This is a genomic window from Paramagnetospirillum kuznetsovii, assembly GCF_003284725.1.
In the GTDB taxonomy this organism is placed as follows: Bacteria; Pseudomonadota; Alphaproteobacteria; order Rhodospirillales; family Magnetospirillaceae; genus Phaeospirillum; species Phaeospirillum kuznetsovii.
Window position 1 is genome coordinate 1 of record NZ_PGTO01000001.1, and the last position, 16,673, is coordinate 16,673.

Genomic DNA, 16,673 nt, shown 5'->3' on the forward strand with positions numbered 1-16,673 from the left:
CCTCTTTATGGTCTGTTTCCAACGACCACTTTGGCGCATTGCGACGCCGGTGAGCAGGGGCCGTCCACCCCATCATCTGTGGCCCATGTCTCATCCTATCCGCTTGAATGTCGGTTGGCCCACGGTTCTTACTGCTTCCAGAAGGTCGGCACGAACAGCACCAGCACGGTGAACAGTTCCAACCGCCCGAACAGCATGCCGCCCGCCAGCAGCCACTTGGCCAGATCGGGCAGACCGGCATAGCCGCCGCCCGGTCCGATCTCGTTGCCCAGGCCCGGCCCCAGATTGGCCAGGGCCGAGGCAGCGCCGGAAATGGCGGTGATGAAGTCGACGCCCAGGAAGGCCAGGGCCATGGACAGCATGGCGAAGGCCAGGGCATAGACGAACAGGAAGCCCATCACCGAGGCCAGCACCTCTTCCGGGATCGGACGCCGGTTGAAGGTGGGGATCAGCACGGCATGCGGCCGCAGCAGGTGGCGCATCTGCACCAGGGCGTCGGCGAACAGGAACTGGAAGCGGAACACCTTGACGCCGCCGCTGGTGGACCCGGCGCAGCCGCCGACGAAGGCCAGGAAGAACAGGATGGCGGCGGGCAATCCGCCCCAGTTGCCGTATTCCAAGGTGAACAGCCCGGTTCCCGTCATCACCGAGATGGCGGTGAAGCAGCCCGAGCGCAACGCGTCCAACGGCGCCAATCCCCGGCTGGCCGCCAGCCAGGCGGAAACCCCCAGGCAGCCCAGCACCATCAAGCCGAAATACCAGCGTAGCTGACCATCCTTGAGGAAGGCCTTGGCATTGCCTTGCACCAGTTGGAAGAACAGCAGGAACGGCATGCCGCCCGCCACCATGCCGATGACGATGATCAGTTCCACCCAGCGGCTGTCGAAATGGCCGATGGAGGCGTCCGAGGTGGAAAACCCGCCGGTGGAGATGGTGGCCATGGCATGGGCCAGCGCCTCGAATCCGGTCATTCCCGCCCCCCACAGCAGCAACGCCAATCCCCCGGTCAGGCCCAGATAGACGCCGAAAATCACCAAGGCGATGCGCTTGGCCCGCGACGTGGTGCGCTCCGTCGGTCCCGGCATTTCCAGGCGGAACATCTGCATGCCGCCGATGGCCAGATTGGGCAATACCGCCACCGCCATGGCGATCACCCCCAGCCCCCCCAGCCAGTTGAGCAGCACCCGCCACAGCAGCAATCCCCGAGGCAGACCGTCGAGGCCGTGGATCACGGTGGCGCCGGTCGAGGTCAGGCCGCTGATGGCCTCGAAGGCGGCGTCGGTGAAGGACATCTGCAGCGGCCCGTAAATGAACGGAAGCGCCGCGAACAGCGCGGGCACCAGCCAGCCGAAAGTCGCGGCCAGATAGGTCTGGCGCACCGTCCGGCGCTGGCGCTCGGTCTGGGTGCCCAGCACCAGCAAAAGCCCGGCGAACAGGGTCAGGCCGCAAGAAACCGCGAAGACCCTCCATTCGGCATGGTTGTCGCGATAATCCAGCAAGGCGGGCAGCACCATGGACAGCGCCACGATGCAGAGCAGGATGCCGATGACTTGAAAGACGGGGCGAAGGTCGATGGTCATGACGCTCGTCTCACTCCCGCCAATAGCTGCGCGAGAACAGCACCGCCACGGTGAACAGTTCGAGGCGCCCCAACACCATCTCTGAGGCCAGGATCACCTTGGCCGCGTCCGGCAGCGAGCGGTAACTGCCCATGGGGCCGATGGTGCCGCCGATCCCCGGTCCCACATTGCCCAGCGCCGAAGCCGAGCCCGACAGCGCGGTGATCAGATCGACCCCCACCATGGTCAGCGCCACCGCGAAGACCGAGAAGGTGAAGAAATACATCACCACGAAACCCAGCACCGAATCCAGCACCTGGGGAATGATGGGCCGCTGGTTGTAGTGGATGACGAAGACGCCGTGGGGATGCAGCAGCCGCTTCAGATGAATTCCGGCCAGGGCGAACAAAAGCTCCCAGCGGAAGATCTTGACCCCACCGGCCGCCGAACCGGTGCAGCCGCCGATGAACAGCAGGACGAAGAACACCACATGGGCGAAGCCGCCCCAGGCGCCGTAATTGGTGGACACGAAGCCGGTGGTGGTCACCACCGAGGTGACCGAGAAGGCGGCATGGCGCAACGCCACGCCGGGGGTCATGTCGTTGACCGCCCACTGCCACAGGGCCAGAACCCCCGCGAAGGCGCCGAGGAACATCAGATACCAATGGGTCTGGGCATCGTCCAACACCTTGGGCCGCCAGTTCTTCCAAGGCCCGGTCCACAGGGTGAAGCTGGACCCGCCCACCATCATGGCGAACACCGCCACCCATTGCACGGCGGTGCCCCAATGGGCGAGATTGGAATCCGAGGTGGAGAAGCCGCCGGTGGAGACCGCCGCCAGGGCGTGGCAGACGGCATCGAAACGGCTCATGCCCGCCGCCCAGAACGCCACCGCCGCCAGACCGGTGAACCCGGCATAGATCAAGGTGATGGAGGCCGCCACCTGAGTGATGCGCGGCTTGATCTTGTCGGACTTGTCCGAGCTTTCCATGCGAAAGACCTGCATGCCGCCGATGCGCAGCAAGGGCAGGATCACCACCGCCATGATGATGATGCCTTCGCCGCCCAGCCAATTGAGCAGCGCCCGCCAGATCAGGATGCCCTTGGGCGCCCGGTCCAGGCCGACGATGACGGTGGCGCCGGTGGTGGTCAGGCCGCTCATGGCCTCGAACAGCGCGTCCACCGGGCCGAGCCGCAAATTGCTGAAGACAAACGGAAGCGCGGCGAAACCCGCCGTCAGGGTCCACGCCACCACCGGCACCATGAAGGCCTGGCGGCTGGTCAGGCTGGCGCGCCCCTTGGGCCGGGCGCCGAACACCAGCGCCATGGCGAAAAAGGCGGTGGTCATGGCCGACAGGGCGAAGACCTTCCAGTCCACGTCGTCCGAAAGCAGGTCCACCACCGCCGGAATCCCCATGGCGGCCGCCAGCACCAGCAGCAGAAAGCCGTTGACGAAGAGAACCGGCCGAAAGTCGATCACATGGCAACTCCACCACTGCGCATTTCCCGATGGTCGAGTGAAAGCCTTCACGCGACCGGAGGCAAGGCCAAAGGCCGCCGCCGCTCATGCGGCGAAAGCCAAGCACGCGGAGGCGTGCGCCCGGCGATTGAGGGGCCCCACGAAAATGACTCATGGCCCCGTTCGCGCAAGCTGTCCAGCGAATCGTGCAGGACGCGGCGGGAATGGGATTGCCATTTACGCCCAGCCGCCGTAGAGAGGGTTCATTGGCTCGAAGCGGACTGGACCTCAGATGAAATACGGTCGCAAACGTGTTCTGGTGACGGGTGGCGCCGGTTTTCTCGGCTCCCATTTGTGCGAGCGGCTGCTGGCCGAGGGCAACGACGTTCTGTGCGCCGACAATTTCTTCACGGGCACCAAGGACAATATCGCCCATCTGCTGGGCAATCCCTATTTCGAGCTGATGCGCCACGACGTCACCTTCCCGCTTTACGTGGAAGTGGACGAGATCTTCAATCTGGCCTGTCCCGCCTCGCCCATCCACTATCAGCGCGACCCGGTGCAGACCACCAAGACCTCGGTGCACGGCGCCATCAACGTGCTGGGCCTCGCGAAAAGGGTCAACGCCAAGATCTTCCAGGCCTCCACCTCCGAGGTCTATGGCGACCCCGAGGTGCATCCCCAGACCGAGGATTATCGCGGCAGCGTCAATCCCATCGGCCCGCGCGCCTGCTATGACGAGGGCAAGCGCTGCGCCGAGACCCTGTTCTTCGACTATTGGCGCCAGCACAGCCTGCGCATCAAGGTGGCCCGCATCTTCAACACCTACGGCCCGCGCATGCATCCCAACGATGGCCGAGTGGTCTCCAACTTCATCGTCCAGGCGCTTCAGGGCCAGGACATCACCCTTTACGGCGATGGCAGCCAGACCCGCAGCTTCTGCTTCGTCGACGATCTGATCGAGGGATTCATCCGCCTGATGAACGCGCCCGACGACGTAACCGGCCCCATCAATCTGGGCAATCCCCGCGAGATGACGGTGCGCGAACTGGCCGAGATGGTGGTCAAGATGGTGGGCTCGAAGTCGCAGATCGTCTACCGCCCGCTGCCCGCCGACGACCCCATGCAGCGCCAGCCCAACATCGCCCTGGCCAAGGAAAAGCTCGGCTGGGAGCCCAAGGTCACCCTGGAACAGGGCCTCGAGCGCACCATCGCCTATTTCCGGAATGTGGTGGGCTGAATAGAGCGGCCGGGACGGCCGCGCTCCGAATGTAGGAGCGCGGCCGTCCCGCCCGTCCAAATATAGGAGCGCGGGCGTCCCGCCCGTCCAAATATAGGAGCGCGGGCGTCCCGCCCGCAGGCGCCTAATCCAGCTCGAAGGCGTTCTTGTAGTCGAGCTTGAGCGCAGGATCCTGGTCTTCCTTGCGCAGGAAGCAGTTGCCCACCACCAGCACCTCGATCTCCGAGCCCATGAAGCAGCGCCAGGCGTCTTCCGGACTGCAGACGATGGGTTCGCCGCGCACGTTGAAGCTGGTGTTGACCACCACGCCGCATCCCGTGAGCCCCTTGAAGGCCGAGATCAGCGCGTGGTAGCGCGGATTGGTGTCGGCATGGATGGTCTGCACCCGGGCGGAATAATCCACATGGGTGATGGCGGGAAGGCTTGAGCGCGGCACGTTCAGCTTGTCGATGCCGAACAGCTTCTGCTCATCCTCGGTCATGGCGCGGCGATGCTTTTCCGCCACCGGAGCGACCAGCAGCATATAGGGGCTGTCGCCGTCCAGATCGAACCACTCGGCCACGTCTTCGCGCAGCACCGACGGCGCGAAGGGACGGAAGCTCTCGCGATACTTGACCTTGAGGTTCAGCAGCTTCTGCATGGTGGGCGAACGGGGATCGCCCAGGATGGAGCGGCCGCCCAGGGCGCGGGGGCCGAATTCCATGCGGCCCTGCATCCAGCCCACCGCCTTCTCGGCCGCCAGGGCCTCGGCGGTGGCCGCGATCATGGAACCGTCGTCCAGCACCGAGAACTTGGCGCCGCACGCGGTCAGGCGGGCCTCGATATCGCTCTGCTCGAACACCGGGCCGAGATAGGAGCCCTTCATGGCGTCCTTGCCGTTGCCGGTGATCTTGCGCGGCTGGCCCTTGTGGATGTGATAACCGGCCAGGGCGGCGCCCAGCGCGCCACCGGCATCGCCGGCCGCCGGCTGGATCCAGATATTGTCGAAGATGTTCTGGCGCAGGATCTTGCCGTTGGCGACGCAGTTGAGCGCCACGCCACCGGCCAGGCACAGATTCTTCGCCCCCGTCTCCTTCTTGATGCCGCGGCATAGCTGGGAGACGATGATTTCCGTCACCTCCTGGATGGAGGCGGCGATATCCATGTGGAACTGGGTCAGGGGATCCTTGTCGGCCTTCCGGACCGGCTGGCCGAACAGCGCCGCGAAGCGGTCGTTGGTCATGTGCAGGCCGGTGCAGTAATCGAAATAGGACTGGTCGAGGCGGAAGCTGCCGTCCTCCTTCAGATCCACCAGATTGTCGAGAATCTGCTTGGTGTATTTCGGCTCGCCATAAGGCGCGAGGCCCATCAGCTTGTATTCGCCGGAATTGACCTTGAAGCCGGTGTAATAGGTGAAGGCGGAATAGAGCAGCCCCAGGGAATGGGGGAAGTGCAGCTCCTTGTGGATCTCCAGCTTATTGCCCGATCCCATGGCCAGCGAGGTCGTGGTCCACTCGCCGACGCCGTCCATGGTCAGCACGGCGGCATCCTCGAAGGGCGAGGGGAAGAAGGCCGACGCCGCATGGCTGAGATGATGCTCGGCGAACAGCAGCTTGTTGATCCAGTCGAAGTCCTTGGCGAACAGCTTCAGTTCCTTGGACAGCATGTCCTTCTGGAACAGCTTTTCCTTCAGCCAGACCGGCATGGCGGCCTTGAACGACGTGAAGCCCCTGGGGGCGAAGGAGACATAGGTCTCCAGCAGCCGCTCGAACTTCAGGAACGGCTTGTCATAGAACACCACGTAATCCACATCGCCCAGACCGATTCCGGCCTCGCCCAGGCAATAGCCGATGGCGTGTTCCGGGAATCCGGCGTCATGTTTCTTGCGGGTAAAGCGTTCTTCCTGGGCCGCCGCGACGACATTGCCGTCCACCACCAGGGCGGCGGCGCTGTCGTGGTAAAGCGCCGAGAGACCGAGAATGCGCAAGGGGCGGCCCGCCTAGAACAGGGTGTAGATGAAGGGCGCCACGGCGGAACCCTGGGACAGCACGATCAGGCCGCCGAACACCACCATCATGATCAGGATGGGCAGCAGCCAGAATTTCTTGCGTTCGCGCAGGAACTGCCAAAGCTCGATGAGGAATCCCACGAAGTGTCTCCTAGAACTGACGACGCATGGTCTCGGGGGCGGGGCCGGGCGGATCGCGCAGGATCCAATAGCTGGCGGCGGCGTCATCGCGTTTCAGCCGCAGCGGATCCTTGCCCATCAATCGCATGATCAGGGCGATGGGGGTGACGGTCACGAAGAACAGCAGACCCATCACCACCGGGGTGACGACGTGATGCAGCGCCATGCCCACCAGGAACCACAGCTTGTTCAGCGGCTTCAGCAGCTTGGGCGCGGCGAAGGACACCACCAGGAAGGCGGCCGCCACCAATCCGGCCCACAGTCGGGGCTCCTCGCCGGATTTCAGCGGCAACAGGCAGACGATGGCGAAGACCGCCGCGAAGACCAGACCGAACGAGCGGTCCGAGCCCATCTCGACCTTGCGGCCATGGGATTGTCCTTCGAAGGTGCCCTGGGGCTTGCTCATGCTGACGCCGCGCCTATCCGATCAAGAACCGGCGACTTCTAGCACAGCCGACCCTGCGAGGCAAATCGCGTCACTCCTTGGGCGCCGCCTTGGCTTCCACCTGGTCGCACAGCGCATGGCCGAGCAGGATATGCATTTCCTGGATGCGGGCGGTGACGTTGGACGGCACGATCAGCAGCGGATCGGCGAGGCCGACCATCTTGCCGCCGTCGCGGCCGCCGAATCCGGCCGCCACCAGTCCCATGTCGCGGGCCACCGCCAGGGCGGTCAGCACGTTCGGGCTGTTGCCCGAGGTGGTGATGCCGATGGCGACATCGCCGGGCCGCCCCAGCGCCTCGATCTGGCGCGAGAAGATTTCCTCGAACGAAAAGTCGTTGGCGCAGGCGGTCAGCAGCGAGGTATCGGTGGTCAGCGCGATGGAGGCCAGCGCTTTGCGGTTATAGCGGTAGCGGACCACCAGTTCGGTGGCCAGATGCTGGGCATCGGCCGCCGAGCCGCCATTGCCGAAGAACAGGATCTTGCCGCCGCTGTTCAGACTGGTCAGGCAGGCCTCCACCAGCTTCTGGAAAGGCTCGCGCACGGCGGCGGCGGTGCGGCTCACCACCTCGGCGTGCTCGGCGAACTGTTGGTCGAGAAACTTGGCGAATTCCATGGCGGTCAGGCCTCGATCAGCGGCGGAGACAGATTCCTTATCCGGTCTCCGCCCCGCCAGCAACCGTTGTTTCCGTCAGGGTGCGCAACTGCCGCCCCGCCACCATGATCATGGGCAGATCGATGTGGGAGGCCGCCCTGAGCTCGGCCAAAAGCGCCTCGGCCCGCTCCACCGCCGCCCGGTTGCCCTCGGCCCAGGCGCGGATGGCGTCCTCGGCGGCCATCCCCGGTTGGCTGGCCGCCACCGCGTGGGTGATGTCGCGCTGATGGCCGTAAAGATCCTCCATGGCCGCCGCCGCCGCCAGCTTGAGCCAATGGCCGCGCCCCGACAGCTTTTCCGCCGAGGCCCGCAGCCAGCCCAGCGAGAAGCGGGCGCCAACGGCGAAATACAGCCGCCCCGCATCGCTGATGGTGATTCCCCGCCGGGTGGCGATGCGCAGGATATCGGCGGCCGAGGCCAGCACGATCAGATTGCCCACCCGCCGCGCCAGGGATTCCGGCACCCCTTGCTCGACGAACTGAGCGATGCGGGCCGCCACCGCGGCGGCCGCGTCGGGCGGCAGGATATCGGGAACCGCCTCTTCCAGCGCCTTCACGCCGGGCGACAGTTCGGAAATGCCGCTGCCCAGCGCGAAGGGCGAGGGCATGGAGCGCAGCACCCACAGGGTGGCGCGCTCCACCAGTCGGTTGGCCTCGGCCAGCATGGCGGTCTGGGCGGCGGCCGGAACTGTTCCGTCCAGCCTTTCGATCTCGGTCCAGACCTCGCGCAGGCGGAAGGCATCGCGGGCCACGATATAGGCGCGGGCCACCTGGGCGGGATGATGGCCGGTGGTCTCCATCAGTTCGGCGACGAAGGCCCCGCCCACCCGGTTGACGATGGAATTGGTCACCACCGTGGCGACGATCTCGCGCCGCAGACGGTGCTTGGCGATATCATTGCCAAACCGCTTTTGCAGCGCGGTCGGGAAGTACTTGGCCAGATCCACCGCCATGAAGGGATCGCTGGGCAGATCCGAGGCCAGGATGTGCTCGTAAAGCCAGATCTTGCCATAGGCCAGCAGCACCGCCAGTTCCGGCCGGGTAAAGCCCAGCTTGCGGGCGGCGCGGTCGGTCAACATCTCGTCGTTGGGCAGGAACTCGATGCCGCGATCAAGCCGTCCGGCCTTTTCCAACAGCCGCATGAAGCGCGCCTCGGAATCCAGCAGATCGGCGCCTTGGCTTTCCATCATGGAAATGGCCTGGGTCTGAAGGTAGTTGTCGCGCAGAACCAGGGCACCGACCTCGTCGGTCATCTCGACAAGCAGCTTGTCGCGCTGCTTGGGCGTCAGGTCGCCCGCCCCCACCAGGTCGTTGACCAGGATCTTGATATTGACCTCGTGGTCGGAACAATCCACCCCGGCCGAATTGTCGATGGCGTCGGTGTTGATGCGCCCGCCGCCGCCGCCTGCCCCCGCTTGGGCGTATTCGATGCGGCCCAATTGGGTGAAGCCCAGATTGGCGCCCTCGCCCACCACCCGGGCCCGGATGTCGCGGCCGTCGATGCGAAGGGAATCGTTGGCGCGGTCGCCCACCTCGGCATTGGTCTCGTCCGAGGACTTCACATAGGTGCCGATGCCGCCGAAGAACAGCAGATCCACCGGCACCTTCAACAGCACCCGAATCAACTCGGTCGGCGCCAAGGCGTCCGCCTCTATGCCAAAGCGCGCCTTGACCTGGGGACTGAGCGGAATGGTCTTGGCGGTGCGGGGAAAGATGCCGCCGCCGTCCGAAATGGTGGAGACATCGTAATCGGGCCAGGCCTTGACGGCGGTGAACAGCCGTTCGCGCTCGGCGAAGGCCTTCTCGGCGTCCGGTTCGGGGTCGAGGAAGATATGGGCGTGGTTGAAGGCGGCCACCAGCTTGGTGTGTTTCGAGCGCAGCATGCCGTTGCCGAACACGTCGCCCGACATGTCGCCCACCGCGATGGCGGTGAAATCCTGGGCGCGGGTGTCGATGCCCATCTCGCGGAAATGGCGTTCCACCGCCACCCAGGCGCCCCGCGCCGTGATGCCCATCTTCTTGTGGTCATAGCCCTGGCTGCCGCCCGAGGCGAAGGCGTCGCCCAACCAGAAGCCGCGTTCCAGCGATATGGAATTGGCGATATCGGAGAAGGTGGCGGTGCCCTTGTCGGCGGCCACCACCAGATAGGGATCGTCGCCGTCCTTGCGCAAGGTGTCGGGCGGCGGCACCACCGCCTCGCCCGCCAGATTGTCGGTGATGTCCAGCAATCCGCGCATCAGGGTCTTGTAGCACTCGATGCCCTCGGCCAGGAACGCCTCGCGCCCGCCCGTGGTCGGCGGCTTCTTCACCACGAAGCCGCCCTTGGCGCCCACCGGCACGATGACGGCGTTCTTGACCATCTGCGCCTTCATCAGGCCCAGGATCTCGGTGCGGAAGTCCTCGCGCCGGTCGGACCAGCGGATGCCGCCGCGCGCCACCTTGCCGCCGCGCAGATGGATGGCCTCGACGCGGGGCGAATAGACGAAGACTTCCACCATGGGGCGCGGCGCCGGAAGATCGTCCACCATGCGACTGTCCAGCTTGAAGGAGAAATAGGGCTTCGGCCCGCCGCTGTCCGCCTTCTGGAAGAAGTTGGTGCGCAAGGTCGAGCGGATCAGGTTGAGGAAGCGGCGCAAGATGCGGTCGTCGTCGGCGCTGACCACCGCTTCCAGCCCGGCCAGCAGGTGCTTTTCCGCCTGGGCGGCATCGCCGGATTTTCCATCGGGATCGAAGCAGGCGAGGAACAAATCCACCAACGCCTTGGCCATGGCGGGATTGCCGCACAGCGCCTGTTCCATATAGGTCTGGCTATAGGTGGCGCCGGTCTGGCGCAGATATTTGGCATAGGCGCGCAGCACCATAACGGCGCGCCAGTTCAGCCCGGCGGCCAGCACCAGCCGGTTGAAGCCGTCGCTTTCCGCCTCGCCCCGCCACACCGCCGCCAGGGCGTCTTGGAAGAAGTCGCGGCGTTCGGACACGTCCAGGGCAGAGCCATCGGCGCTTTCCACCTCGAAATCATGAATCCACACCCCATCGGCCCCTTCGGTCGCGGACTGGATTTCATGGGGCAGTTCGGCGATGACCACCAGACCCATGGCTTCCAGCATGGGCAGCACGCCCGACAACGCCACCGGCGTGCCGGCGCGATACAGCTTCAATCGGCCCTGATGGGCCGCCGCCGTCACCGGCCGGTAGAGGTTGAGGCCGATGCCGCCCCGCTCCAAGACCGCCTCGATGCGGTCCACATCGGCGACCGCCGCCAGGGCCGAGTGGCGCTCGCGGTAGGACGCGGGGAAGGCCTGGGTCCAGCGGCGCGCCAGGGCCAGACCGGCGGCCTCGCCATGGGCCTGGATCAGCGAGCCGCGCAGGTGTTCGTCCCAGGTCCGCGCCGCCTCGGCGATACGCGCCTCCAGGGCCAGGCTGTCCACATGGGGCACCGCGCCGGGGGTGGTGCGGATGATGAAATGCAGCCGGGCCAGCGGCTGGTCCGCCACCTGGGTGTAGAAGGCGTCCAGGGTTCCGGCGAAGCTCTCCTCCAACAGCTTGGTGATGGCGAGCCGCAGGGGCGTGTCGTAGCGGTCGCGGGGCACGAAGACCAGACAGGAGATGAAGCGCTCGAATTCATCTTTGCGCAGGAACACCGCCACATGCTGGCGTTCCTGCAAATGCAGGATGCCGATGGCGGTGTCGCGCAATGCCTCTTCCGAGATTTGGAACAACTCGTCGCGGGGATAGGTCTCCAGGATGTTGGCCAGCGCCTTGGCGGCATGCCCCGAGGCGACAAAGCCGGTCCCATCCTCGACACGGCGGATCTTGCGCCGAAGCAAGGGAATCTGGGCCGGGCGGTCGGTATAGGCCGAGGAGGTGAACAGGCCGAGGAAGGCGTGCATGCCCACCACCGCCCCCTTGGGGCCGAATCGCTTCAACCCGATGATGTCCATGCGCACCGGCCGATGCACGGCGGAATGGCGCGCCGACTTGGTCACCAGCACCGGATCGGGCCGGGTCAGGAAGGCGCGAAGCTCCACCGGCATGGCGGCCAGGGTGACGGTATCGTCGAACACCAGGGCGTCGGTATGACGCAGCACGCCCAGCCCGCCGCCCACATCGGCACTCACCGAACCATCGTGCCCCAGATCGAACCAACGATAGCCCAGGAAGGTGAAATGGTTGTCCGACAGCCAGTGGAGGAATTCCAGCGTCTCGGTCTTTTCCTCGTCCGCCAGGGTGTCGGTGCCCGCCTTGAACTCGGCCACCGCCCCGGACACGCATTCCAGCATGGGGCGCCAGTCGTCCACCGCCAGACGCACCTCGGCCAGCACCGCCAAAAGATGCTCGGCCAAGGCGGCATGGGTCTCCGGCAATTGCCGGTCGACCTCGATATGCATCACCGATTCGCGGACACCGCCGGTCCCGTTCTCCAAGACGTCATCCAGCTTGCCCACGGAATTCCGATGGACCGAAATCACCGGATGGGCCAGCAGGTGAATGCCGATATTGCGGCGCGACAGCTCCATGGCCACCGAATCCACCAGGAACGGCATGTCGTCGTTGACCACCTCGATCACCGTATGGCTGCTGACCCAGCCGTGACGGTCGAGATCGGGATCGAACACCCGCAGGCTGGGCGCCCCGGGCTTGCGCTCGCGGATGAAGGTGAACAGCCCCAGCGCGGCGCCGAACACCAGTTCCGGATCGGACCGCGCCAGATCATTGACCGGAATACCGGCGATGTATTGCCGGATAAGGCGACCGGCACCATGATCCATGAAGGACGGCGAAAGCTCCGCCAGGCGCTTCTCAAGAAAAGTCGCGAAGTCCATGTTCCCGTCCCCTTCCGCCATTCAGCTAAAGGTGGGGCCGCGCCCATGATTCAACAAGGGATTTGATCATCAGCGCCGCGCAGCGGCCTCAGACTCAAAATTTGTTCAGCGCCGCGCAGCGGCCTCAGACTCAAAATTTGTTCAGCGCCGCGCAGCGGCGCGGGCGATCATCATCAAGGCCCGCGAGGTGATCTCGGCGGCGGGCATGCCGGTGGTCTTGCAATCCAGTTCCGCCTCGGTCAGCACGTCCAAGGCCTTGCCCAGCCGGTCGGCGGGCCAGCGCGACAACTGGCGGCGGAAACGGTCGGCGGCCTTGAAGATAACCGGCGGCTTCAAGGCCGCCATGGCCTGATCCACCGATTTGCCCTGGGCGATCACTCCGGCCGCCAGATGCAGCCGCAGGAAATGGCGCGACACCGAGCGCAGCATTTGAATGGGCGAGGTTCCCTCGCGCAGCAGGCGGTCCAGCACCCGCTGGGCGCCGCCGTGATCGCCATCGGCGGTGGACAGGGCAAGATCATCGAGACCCAGGGCGGCGGTATCGCCGATGCAGGCGGTGGCGTCGGCCAGGCTGACCCGGCCGGGCCCACCCATATACAGCGCCAGCTTGCCCAATTCGGCACGGGTCAGGCGGCGGTCGCCGCCCAGATGCTCGATCAGATAGGCCATGGCGTCGGGTTCGGCCATCAGGCCCGCGGCTTTCAACTCTTCTTGGATGACCCCAGCCAGTGAACCGCCCTCGTCGCCATAGCAGGCCAGCGCCGCCGCGTTGTCGGCGCCCTCGAACAGCTTGCGCAGGCTAGAGCGCGGCCCCAACTCGCCGCCTTCCACCACCACCAGGGCATCGCCCATGGGATGGGCGAGAAAGGCGGAGATCGCCGCGCTTTGCCCATCTCCTGCATCGCGCAACACCACCACCCGGCGACCACCGCCCAGCGCCATGGCGGCAGCCTCGTCCGCCAGTCGCGACGGCGTTTCCTTGAGGGAGGCGGGCGTCAGTTCGGCGATACGGAACGGATCGGACAGATCCTTGACGACGCCCTTCATCAGGCGCTGGACCCGCTCGCTGACCAGTCCGAGATCGGGACCGAACACCAGAACGGCGCGGACCGACGCGTCGGGCGACTTCAAAAAGGACTCGATGCGGGCTCCGGAGAGCTTCACCGCCGCTCCAGCGGCTTGAAGGTATCGAGTTCGCCGGTCCGGCGGAACCTAGCGTCCTGGGGATTGGATTTATAGCGGGCCAGCGACGATGCCACGATGGTGCGAATTTCGTCGGACAGCTGAATGATGGCCCGTTCCTCGGCGTCGCGTTCGACCGCGACGCTGGCGTAGCGAGGCCCGAGATAGTCGAAATAAACGATGGCTTCCACGGAATTGGTTGCCACCACGACGCCATTGCCCGTCAAGGAGTATGAGGCCCTCACGGCCATCCGCCCCAGAGTCGCCAGCGCATCGCGGCGATAGCCGAGATCTGTAGAGGTCTGTGAGACCTCGACTTGCAGGTCATAGGTGTATTCCGCCGGTTCGCCCTGCGGATTGAACCGCCGCACCAGGGCGTTGCGCAATTGCTGTCCCAGCCGATCCTTGATGGGTGACACCCGGATCAGCGCCAGATCGGCGCTGACGGATGAACCGTCGGCCCTGCCGCCCTTGGCGTAAATGGGGCTGAAGCCGCAGCCCACCGGGCCCAGCGCCAGAAGAGCGAGCAGAAGGACTGCTCTAGACCACCACATTGACGATCCGATTGGGCACGACCACCACCTTGCGCGGAACTTTTCCCGACATTGCCGAAATGACCTGGGGTTGCGCAAGCGCCGTCTGCTCCGCCAGGGCGGAATCCGCATCCTTGGGCAATTCGATGGTGGCGCGCAACTTGCCGTTGACCTGCACGGCGACGGTGACGGAATCCTCCACCAGCAGGGAGGTATCGGCCACCGGCCAGCTTGCCTCGGCCAGCAATCCGGCACCGCCGAGGGCCGCCCACATCTCCTCGGCCAGATGGGGCATCATGGGACCGATCAGGCGAGCGGCGGCTTCAAGTCCTTCGCGCAGCACCCAGCCCCCACCCATGGCATTGCCGGGAATTTCGGCCAGCCCATTGGTCATTTCGCGGATGCGGGCCACCGCCTTGTTGAAATGAAAGCGCTCCAGATCCTCGCCCACCTGGACGACGGTCTTATGAACCAGCCGCCGGGCCTTGACCGCCTCGGCGCCCAGCTCCGGCATGGCCGAGCCCACCGGCGGCAGGTCCGCCGTCATGACCATGCGCCACAGCCGGTTGACGTAGCGCCAGGCGCCGTCGATGCCGGATTCGGTCCAGTCCAGATCGCGTTCCGGCGGGCTGTCGGACAGCATGAACAGCCGGGCGGTATCGGCGCCGTAGCCGTCGATGATGCCGGCCGGGTCCACCACGTTCTTCTTGGACTTGCTCATCTTCTCGGAGCGGCCGCCGGAAACCGGAGCGCCGGTCTCCACATGGACCAGACCGCCACCGGGGCCGTCGGTCACCTCGGTCGGATAGAGCCACTGTCCCTCGGCCGATTTATAGGTCTCGTGGCAGATCATGCCCTGGGTCAGCAGCCCGGCGAAGGGCTCCTTCACGTTCAGATAGCCGCATTCCTTCAAGGCGCGGGTGAAGAACCGGGAATACAGAAGGTGCAGCACCGCGTGCTCGATGCCACCGATATACTGATCCACCCCCATCCAATAGTCGGCCGCCGCCTTGTCGAAGGCCACGTCGGAGCGATCCGGCGAGGTGAAGCGGGCGAAATACCAGCTTGATTCGAAGAAGGTGTCGAAGGTGTCGGTCTCACGCCGGGCGGGCTTGCCGCATTTCGGGCAGGTCACATGCTTCCAGGTCGGGTGACGGTCCAGCGGATTGCCCGGCTTGTCGAAGGTGACATCCTCGGGGAGTCGCACCGGCAGATCGGATTCGGGCACCGGCACCACGCCGCAGCAATCGCAGTGGATGATGGGGATGGGACAACCCCAATAGCGCTGGCGCGACACGCCCCAATCGCGCAGCCGGTAATTGATGGTGCGTTCGCCGCGTCCCTGGGTCTCGATGCGGGCGATGGCCTCGGACTTGGCGGCGTCAACGCTGAGCCCGTCGAGGAAGTTGGAATTGATGGCGGTGCCGTCGCCGGTATAGGCCTCGCCCTTGGCCAGGGCGGCAACCGCCGCGTCCTTGTCGGCGGCGGGCTCGACCACCTGGGTGTAGCCCAGGCCGTATTTGTTGGCGAAGTCCAGATCGCGCTGATCATGGGCGGGACAGCCGAAAATGGCGCCCGATCCGTAATCCATCAGCACGAAATTGGCCACATAGACCGGCAGGGTCCAGGCCGGGTCGAAGGGATGAACCGCCTTCAACCCGGTGTCGAGGCCCTTCTTCTCGGCGGTCTCGATGGCCGCTTCCGAGGTGCCCATGCGATTGCATTCGGCGATGAACGCGGCCAAGGCCGGATTCCCCGCCGCCAGTTCGGCCGCCAGGGGATGGTTGGCGGCGATGGCGACGAATTTGGCGCCGAACAGGGTGTCGGGCCGGGTGGTGAACACCTCGAGCTGATCCGACCGTCCCGCCAGATCGAACATCAGCCGGGCGCCCTCGGAACGGCCGATCCAGTTTTCCTGCATCAGGCGCACCCGTTCGGGCCAGCGCTCCAGGGTGGAAAGCGAATCGAGCAGATCCTGGGCATAGGCGGTGATCTTGAGGAACCACTGGGACAAAAGCCGCTTTTCCACCAGGGCGCCGGAACGCCAGCCACGGCCGTCGATCACCTGCTCATTGGCCAGGACGGTGTTTTCCTCGGGATCCCAATTGACCCAGGATTCCTTGCGATAGACCAGCCCGGCCTTCAGGAAGTCCAGGAACATCTTCTGTTCATGGCGGTAGTATTCCGGCTCGCAAGTGGCAACCTCGCGCCGCCAGTCGTAGGACAGGCCCATGGATTTGAGCTGCTCGCGCATGGCGGCGATGTTTTCCCGCGTCCATTTGGCGGGATGCACCTTGTTCTGGATGGCGGCGTTTTCCGCGGGCAGGCCAAAGGCGTCCCAGCCCATGGGATGCAGCACGTTGAAGCCCTTGGCCCGCTTGTAACGCGCCACCACGTCGCCCAGGGTATAATTGCGAACATGCCCCATATGGATGCGTCCCGACGGATAGGGGAACATCTCCAACACGTAGTATTTGGGCCGCGACGGATCCTCGCCGACCTCGAAACAGCGGCGATCTTCCCAGACGCGCTGCCACTTGGCCTCGGTTTCCTTCACGTTGTAGCGTTCGTCAATACTGCCTTCGGGGCGCGACATGTCGTCGTCCGTTCTTAT

General features: G+C 65.2%; 11 protein-coding genes. 1 reads left to right on the plus strand and 10 read right to left on the minus strand.

The genetic code is table 11. The features are described 5' to 3' along the window. Window positions 1–128: 128 nt before the first annotated feature. Entirely contained in the window at window positions 129–1,580 is a 1,452-nt protein-coding gene (locus tag CU669_RS00005; RefSeq protein WP_112141759.1) for a TrkH family potassium uptake protein, read from the minus strand. 10 nt (window positions 1,581–1,590) lie between these two features. Beyond that, window positions 1,591–3,039, minus strand: a complete 1,449-nt coding sequence (locus CU669_RS00010) for a TrkH family potassium uptake protein (RefSeq protein ID WP_112141760.1) — start codon at window positions 3,037–3,039, stop codon at window positions 1,591–1,593. Between the two features lie 271 nt (window positions 3,040–3,310). Here CU669_RS00010 and CU669_RS00015 point away from each other — a divergent pair, with 271 nt between their 5' ends. Beyond that, window positions 3,311–4,258 (plus strand): UDP-glucuronic acid decarboxylase family protein, encoded by a 948-nt coding sequence (locus CU669_RS00015; RefSeq protein WP_112141761.1) that lies wholly within the window; start codon window positions 3,311–3,313, stop codon window positions 4,256–4,258. Window positions 4,259–4,382: 124 nt separating this feature from the next. Here CU669_RS00015 and CU669_RS00020 read toward each other — a convergent pair whose 3' ends face one another. From CU669_RS00020 to leuS, 8 genes are all read right to left on the minus strand, one after another. Next, entirely contained in the window at window positions 4,383–6,224 is a 1,842-nt protein-coding gene (locus CU669_RS00020) for a carbamoyltransferase family protein (protein WP_112141762.1), read from the minus strand. 12 nt (window positions 6,225–6,236) lie between these two features. Continuing rightward, window positions 6,237–6,386 carry a DUF5989 family protein gene (locus CU669_RS21545; protein WP_192884559.1) on the minus strand — a complete coding sequence of 50 codons (150 nt, stop codon included), beginning with the start codon at window positions 6,384–6,386 and terminating at the stop codon, window positions 6,237–6,239. Between the two features lie 10 nt (window positions 6,387–6,396). Continuing rightward, window positions 6,397–6,831, minus strand: a complete 435-nt coding sequence (locus tag CU669_RS00025) for an SxtJ family membrane protein (protein WP_112141763.1) — start codon at window positions 6,829–6,831, stop codon at window positions 6,397–6,399. Window positions 6,832–6,901: 70 nt separating this feature from the next. Continuing rightward, the gene (locus CU669_RS00030) at window positions 6,902–7,483 is read right to left on the minus strand and encodes a D-sedoheptulose 7-phosphate isomerase (RefSeq protein WP_112141764.1); all 582 of its coding nucleotides are present in this window, start codon (window positions 7,481–7,483) and stop codon (window positions 6,902–6,904) included. A gap of 37 nt (window positions 7,484–7,520) precedes the next feature. Then, the gene (locus CU669_RS00035) at window positions 7,521–12,344 is read right to left on the minus strand and encodes an NAD-glutamate dehydrogenase (protein ID WP_112142214.1); all 4,824 of its coding nucleotides are present in this window, start codon (window positions 12,342–12,344) and stop codon (window positions 7,521–7,523) included. Window positions 12,345–12,485: 141 nt separating this feature from the next. Next, window positions 12,486–13,508, minus strand: a complete 1,023-nt coding sequence (gene holA, locus CU669_RS00040) for a DNA polymerase III subunit delta (RefSeq protein WP_112141765.1) — start codon at window positions 13,506–13,508, stop codon at window positions 12,486–12,488. Beyond that, on the minus strand, window positions 13,505–14,080 hold the full coding sequence (gene lptE, locus CU669_RS00045; RefSeq protein ID WP_112141766.1) for an LPS assembly lipoprotein LptE: 576 nt from the start codon (window positions 14,078–14,080) through the stop codon (window positions 13,505–13,507). Before lptE ends, holA begins: the two co-directional genes overlap by 4 nt. Continuing rightward, window positions 14,067–16,655: a leucine--tRNA ligase gene (gene leuS / locus CU669_RS00050; protein WP_112141767.1), complete on the minus strand. Its 2,589-nt coding sequence runs from the start codon at window positions 16,653–16,655 to the stop codon at window positions 14,067–14,069. Before leuS ends, lptE begins: the two co-directional genes overlap by 14 nt. Window positions 16,656–16,673 lie beyond the last annotated feature (18 nt).